Raw genomic sequence first — 5,210 nt, 5'->3', positions numbered from 1 at the left:
TTTCCCTACATCCTCCAGTAACTGTTCAAAGGGGGTGTCCGGATTCAGAATTACCGTCATACCGGACTTACATCCCTTTATTACTACGGAACTTTTCATAGTTCCATCACCTCTTAATCTCCATTGATTCGTTCATTGGACGCATCCAATGCTCCTGAATTCAGGATATCATCCAGACTCGCATAGCCATAGAAGTAACGATATACGTGTTTTGCCACCATCGCCGCATTCGAAGAAGAATATCCATTCGGGATACTGACCGTCACCGAAATTTCCGGATTCTCATACGGTGCAAACGAAATAAAGAACGCGTGGTTGCCCCGTTTCTGGGACTCCTGCGCCGTACCGGTCTTACCGGCCACGTGTACGTCCAGACCATCAAACACGCGCTTGGTCGAACTGTTGGTAACTACCTGGCGCATACCTTGTTGGACTGCATCCCAGGTACTTGTCTGGAAATCAAGGGTTGACGCCACAGCCGGCGAATAATCCTTGACCAGATTACCCTGGGAATCCGTCTCCTTATCAATCAAGCTCAGATCATAGACCGTGCCGCGGTTGGCAAGCGCCGTCACATAGCGGGCAAGCTGCACGCTCGCAAACTGGTGCGTACCCTGTCCCATACTGGAACGCTCCGGATCGGTATCACTGATAGACGGCGTCGCCTCCGAGATTTCAATGCCCGAAGTCCGGTCCAAACCGAACATGGTCGCGTATTTTTTCAGCGTCTCCAGACCTTTCTCCGGTTTGTAGCTTCCATCTGTCTCTGTGGACAGGCGGTGCGCCACCTCCGAGACGAAATAGTTACAGGAATTTTCGATACCTCCCACGACATTTAACGGTCCGTGGAAGCCCGGATATTTCCAGCATCGGATCGGATTGCTGACTTCCTCATAAATACCGGTACAGTTAATCATATCAGAAAGCGTGATTGCGCCCTCTTCCAGACCTGCAATCGCCGTGATCGGCTTAAAGGTGGAGCCTGGTGCTTTCAGCGTCTGCGTCGCATTGTTTCGCAGCGGCAGCGACTGATCGGCATTTAGCTGGGCAAAATAGGTGCTGTCCGAAATCCGGTTGTTGTCATAGCTTGGATAAGATACCAGTGCCAGCACCTCGCCAGTCTTCGCGCTCGTCACGACACAGCTCGCCGTACACGGGTCAAGTGCCAGCTGCGCCGGTGTGATCTCAATATTGCGGATCTTATTCATCAGGAACTGGTACGCATATTCTTCCCCGCTGACACGCAGCAGGTTGACCTCATTCTCATCGTATGCAAGCACATTCTGGGAATAGAGCGCCATGCAGAGCTCGCGCCCGGTCACAACATTGTTATTGATTAAATACTGATAAATCAGTTTCTCGAATGCCGGATCCTTTTCCAGATCGCGGAAACAGTCGTCCAGCAGTGCCGTGAAGACATCGTCCGCATTCGAATAGCGGCTCTGGATGTCCAGCTTCGTCGTATCGATCCAGTTGTTGGCAATTCCATAATATAAGTATTCCCGCAGACTGATCGTACCGTTCTTCCACGCCTGATACATGTCACTGGACGTATCGATCGCATCACGCTGGACAATCGCCTTGTTGCTGGAAGAAAGATACGAATAGATATACTGCATATATGCCTGCATTTCCTCTGACAGCGCGTTCATCGGCGTTGCATTTTCAGACTGCAGTTCGCCCCGCAGTTCCTGTTCAATCCGCACGCGTGAGCTCTCGTACTTCTGATAAATCTGCTGTTCCACATCGGATGCCTCTTCGGAAGCAAAATTATCAATCGAGAGGACGTTGTTGTTGATCAGCTGGAAGTATGCCTTCTTGATCGGTATTTTAATACTGGAAGAATCGATATAAGCGATATCTTTCTCATCCTGGTTGACAATCGTCTTTAACAAGACGCCCGCCAGCTGCTTCTCCAGAATGTGGTAAATACCCTTCTGAAGGTTCAGATCGAGGGTCAGCCAGATATCGTTGCCTGCCACCGGTGCGACTTCCCCGGTCACGCTTAGGATTCTTCCGACGTTATCTACATATGCCGTCTGGGAACCTTTCTTACCCTTTAATTCCAGCTCCATCGAGGATTCGATGCCGGTACGGCCTACGACATCATTTAACTCATAGTCATCGTTGACCGCCTTTAACTCCTCCAGACGTTCGCTCGTTACTTTTCCCGTATATCCAATGATCGGCGCAAAGTAGAGGCTTTCATTGTACACACGGATCGTCGATTCTTGTATATTGACGCCCACCAGATCGGCTGCGTGCTCTAAAATGTCTGCAACGGTCTCATCGCTGATATCCGTCGCGATCGTTGTCGATTCGTACTTCTGGAACGCGGTAAAACGCATCGTGTAGCGGATACCGACGATCTGCAGCGCCACCTCATCCGAAACATCGATCGGATTGCCGTCTTTGTCAAGCGGACGCCCGTCCCGGTTCTTATCGTCACCGAGTGTCAGGTGGTACTCCTTTTTCATCCGCTCCAGCAGATCTGGCGCTGAAATGTCGGACGGGTATTTTCCATCTGAATCGTCCATCTCATCCACATTTTTAAGACCATAATAATCACGCAAAAATCGCTTGCGTCCGGACTGTGTCTCGGAGGTATACACGACATTTCCATCGTGATCGAGCGTAAGCTCTAAACTGGTCTGTGCGCTCTCACCGTGTTTATTCAAGATCGATACCAGATCGTAGAGCATCGTGTTCCACTGTGCATCCGTCTTGTACGCACCGGTATCCTGTATGGTAACGTCGTATGCCAGTTCGTTGTACGCCAGCACATTGCCGTTCCGATCGTAGATATTACCCCGCGTGCTGGCAGTCTTTATGACTTTTTCCGTCATCGCTGTATATGCATCCTGATACTCTTCGCCCTTGATGATCTGCAGGTTGAACAACCGCATCACCAATGCGGACGACATCAGGCAGAACACAACCGCCAGGACAAAAAGCCGGGAGGTAATCACTTTTTTGAACCATTCTCGCAGATATTCTTTCAGGTCATCAAACAATGTTCGAATCTCTCCTTTGTTCCCATTCTTTCAGTTTCCGGTTGATAAAAAGGAAAAACCGGTATACGACAAGCGTCGTAACCGTGGTAAATATGATCTCCGGGATAATGATGGAGACCAGATAATGCCCAAAATTCAGACGATTCCGTATCAGGAACCGGAATACATAGATGTACAGGTTATAGATTAAATCACTTGCCAGGCTTAAAAGCAGCGGCAGCGTGATGTAGTCTTCATAATAATACTTGTTGCAGATTCCACTGACATACCCCAGATTGATGAAAAACAGTGTATAAAAGCCAAATGGTCCACTGTAAAACAGATCCATAAAAAGACCTGCCACCAGCCCGTAGAACATCCCCCGCTCGCGCCCCTCGATGAAGCTGCACACAAACACCACAATCAGCAGCAGGTTCGGAGCCGAAGATAAGAAGGCGATCTGTGGGAACACGCAGATCTGGATCGTGAATGCCAGAATCAGCATGACAAGGTTAATCAGCAGCTTCCGCATTATTGTCGCCTCCATCCCCATTTTTCAGCTGGGTGATTACCAGTACCTCCTGCAGGTTATCAAAATCTGCAACCGGAATGATTGTACCAGATTTGGTTACGTTGTTGGCATCGGTCGTCAGCCCGGAGGCATAACCGATGAGAATGCCCGGCAGGAAAATATCGCTGATGTTGGAGGTCACGATCTTGTCGCCCTCCTGGATATCTGCCTCTTTCTTGATATGGTCAAGTCCCAGCCGTCCATCCTGGTAAAGCGTCAGGTTGCCGGATACATTACAGGTATCGCCGGTCCGCAGGGACATGCCGCTGACGTTGCTGTCGTCATCGATGATCGCGCGGACAGTTGCATAGTTTGCCCCGACATCGGTTACAATACCGACCAGTCCGCCGCCTGCCATGACGTTCATATCTTCCTGAATGCCATCGTCCGCTCCCTTGTCGATCCGGAATACCTGAAACCAGTTTCCAGAGTCCTTTGCAATGACACGGGCGGCTATTTTTTTATACTGCATATATTCCTGATCAAGCTGATACAGCTCTCTGAGACGGTCTAACTCGTAAAGCTCCGACTGCAAGCGGTTGCTCCGACTGCAAGCGGTTGTTCTCTTCCACCATCTGGTCCAGACGCATCTGGAGATTTTTGTTCTCCTCCTGCGCCTCCCGCAGGGAGGAAAAATTTTCAAGCGTATTGTAGAGACCTGTGCCAATCGCGTTGACGCCTGACTGCAGCGGTACCAGAACAAAACCGACACCCGTCCGAAGCGGCATCAGAAAGCTTGATTTGATAGACGTTGCTGTAATCAGCACAAGACAGAAGGCTGACATACCTGCCAGAATATACTTGCTGTTTTTCATAATGATAGTATTCCCCGTTCTTTGAAACTAAAATAGGCTTGTTCGCCGATAATCACATGATCCAAAAGCCGGATTCCCAGCATAGCGCCCGCCTCCTGAATCCGGACGGTCGTCCGCCGATCCTCCGCACTGGGGGTAGGATCCCCGCTCGGATGATTATGTACTAAAACGATGCTGGCTGCATGATAGCGCAGCGCCTCGATAAATATCTCCCTCGGAGACGCCGGAGAGTGATTGAAGGTTCCCCGAAACAGCAGGATATCCCGAATCAGCCTCTGCTTCGTATTGAGGATCATCAGGTGCATCTCTTCCTGCTCTTTGTGACGCATTTCCTCCATATAAAAAGCGGCGATCGCCTCCGGTGCCGTAAACGCAGGCGCTTCTGAAAGCGTCAAGGTGCGCCAGATCCGCTGTGACAGTTCTCCCACACACAAAAGTTCGATTCCCTTGACCCTGCCGATTCCTTTCTGCTCCATCAGTTCTGGAAGAGTCAGATGCAAAAGCCCTAAAATTCCCGGCGGCTGCGCCTGCGCCAGAATCCGGGTTGCCAGGGAAAGTGCCGACTCCTGCCGGTTTCCGGTCCGGATAAGGATCGCTAAAAGCTCGGCGTCCGTCAGTGCCCCAACTCCCTCCCTCTCACATTTTTCGTAGGGGCGGTCTTTTTCAGGGATATCTTTCATGGTAAGACGCCATCCAGCGGTCGGTTCAAAACTTTTTACTGGTTTCTTTATTTCTTTTTTCATTGATTGTCCTCCTGCGTGCCTCTCCTCTGCATACAGAAAGCCATTCCCGCCTGGCGGGATTCTTTGATTAAATCAGACGATATGCGAT

The 5,210-nt window shown here is 50.2% G+C and carries 5 protein-coding genes; all 5 read right to left on the bottom strand.

What is annotated here, in order from left to right:
• Positions 1-113: 113 nt before the first annotated feature.
• Genes QVO97_RS06210 through radC form a run of 5 tightly spaced genes read right to left on the bottom strand, consistent with a single transcriptional unit; the run spans position 114 to position 5,122 of the window.
• Complete coding sequence (locus QVO97_RS06210; RefSeq protein ID WP_022359513.1) at positions 114-3,014, bottom strand: penicillin-binding transpeptidase domain-containing protein; 2,901 nt, start codon at positions 3,012-3,014, stop codon at positions 114-116.
• Positions 3,007-3,525, bottom strand: a complete 519-nt coding sequence (mreD, locus tag QVO97_RS06205; protein WP_022359512.1) for a rod shape-determining protein MreD — start codon at positions 3,523-3,525, stop codon at positions 3,007-3,009. Before mreD ends, QVO97_RS06210 begins: the two co-directional genes overlap by 8 nt.
• Positions 3,506-4,036, bottom strand: a complete 531-nt coding sequence (locus QVO97_RS12730; RefSeq protein ID WP_369678387.1) for a rod shape-determining protein MreC — start codon at positions 4,034-4,036, stop codon at positions 3,506-3,508. Before QVO97_RS12730 ends, mreD begins: the two co-directional genes overlap by 20 nt.
• A gap of 10 nt (positions 4,037-4,046) precedes the next feature.
• Positions 4,047-4,379 carry a cell shape-determining protein MreC gene (locus QVO97_RS12725; RefSeq protein WP_022359510.1) on the bottom strand — a complete coding sequence of 111 codons (333 nt, stop codon included), beginning with the start codon at positions 4,377-4,379 and terminating at the stop codon, positions 4,047-4,049.
• Positions 4,376-5,122, bottom strand: a complete 747-nt coding sequence (gene radC, locus QVO97_RS06195; RefSeq protein WP_022359509.1) for a RadC family protein — start codon at positions 5,120-5,122, stop codon at positions 4,376-4,378. Before radC ends, QVO97_RS12725 begins: the two co-directional genes overlap by 4 nt.
• Between the last annotated feature and the right edge of the window lie 88 nt (positions 5,123-5,210).

The sequence above is a fragment of the Clostridium sp. CAG:43 genome, from assembly GCF_000434655.1.
In the GTDB taxonomy this organism is placed as follows: domain Bacteria; phylum Bacillota; class Clostridia; order Lachnospirales; family Lachnospiraceae; genus Otoolea; species Otoolea fessa.
This window is presented reverse-complemented; position numbering and strand designations above follow the sequence as displayed.

Coding starts and splice junctions, on each gene's coding strand:
- mreD (WP_022359512.1), bottom strand. CDS start 3,525: ATGCGGAAGCTGCTGATTAACCTTGTCATGCTGATTCTGGCATTCACG.
- QVO97_RS12730 (WP_369678387.1), bottom strand. CDS start 4,036: ATGCAGTATAAAAAAATAGCCGCCCGTGTCATTGCAAAGGACTCTGGA.
- QVO97_RS12725 (WP_022359510.1), bottom strand. CDS start 4,379: ATGAAAAACAGCAAGTATATTCTGGCAGGTATGTCAGCCTTCTGTCTT.
- radC (WP_022359509.1), bottom strand. CDS start 5,122: ATGAAAAAAGAAATAAAGAAACCAGTAAAAAGTTTTGAACCGACCGCT.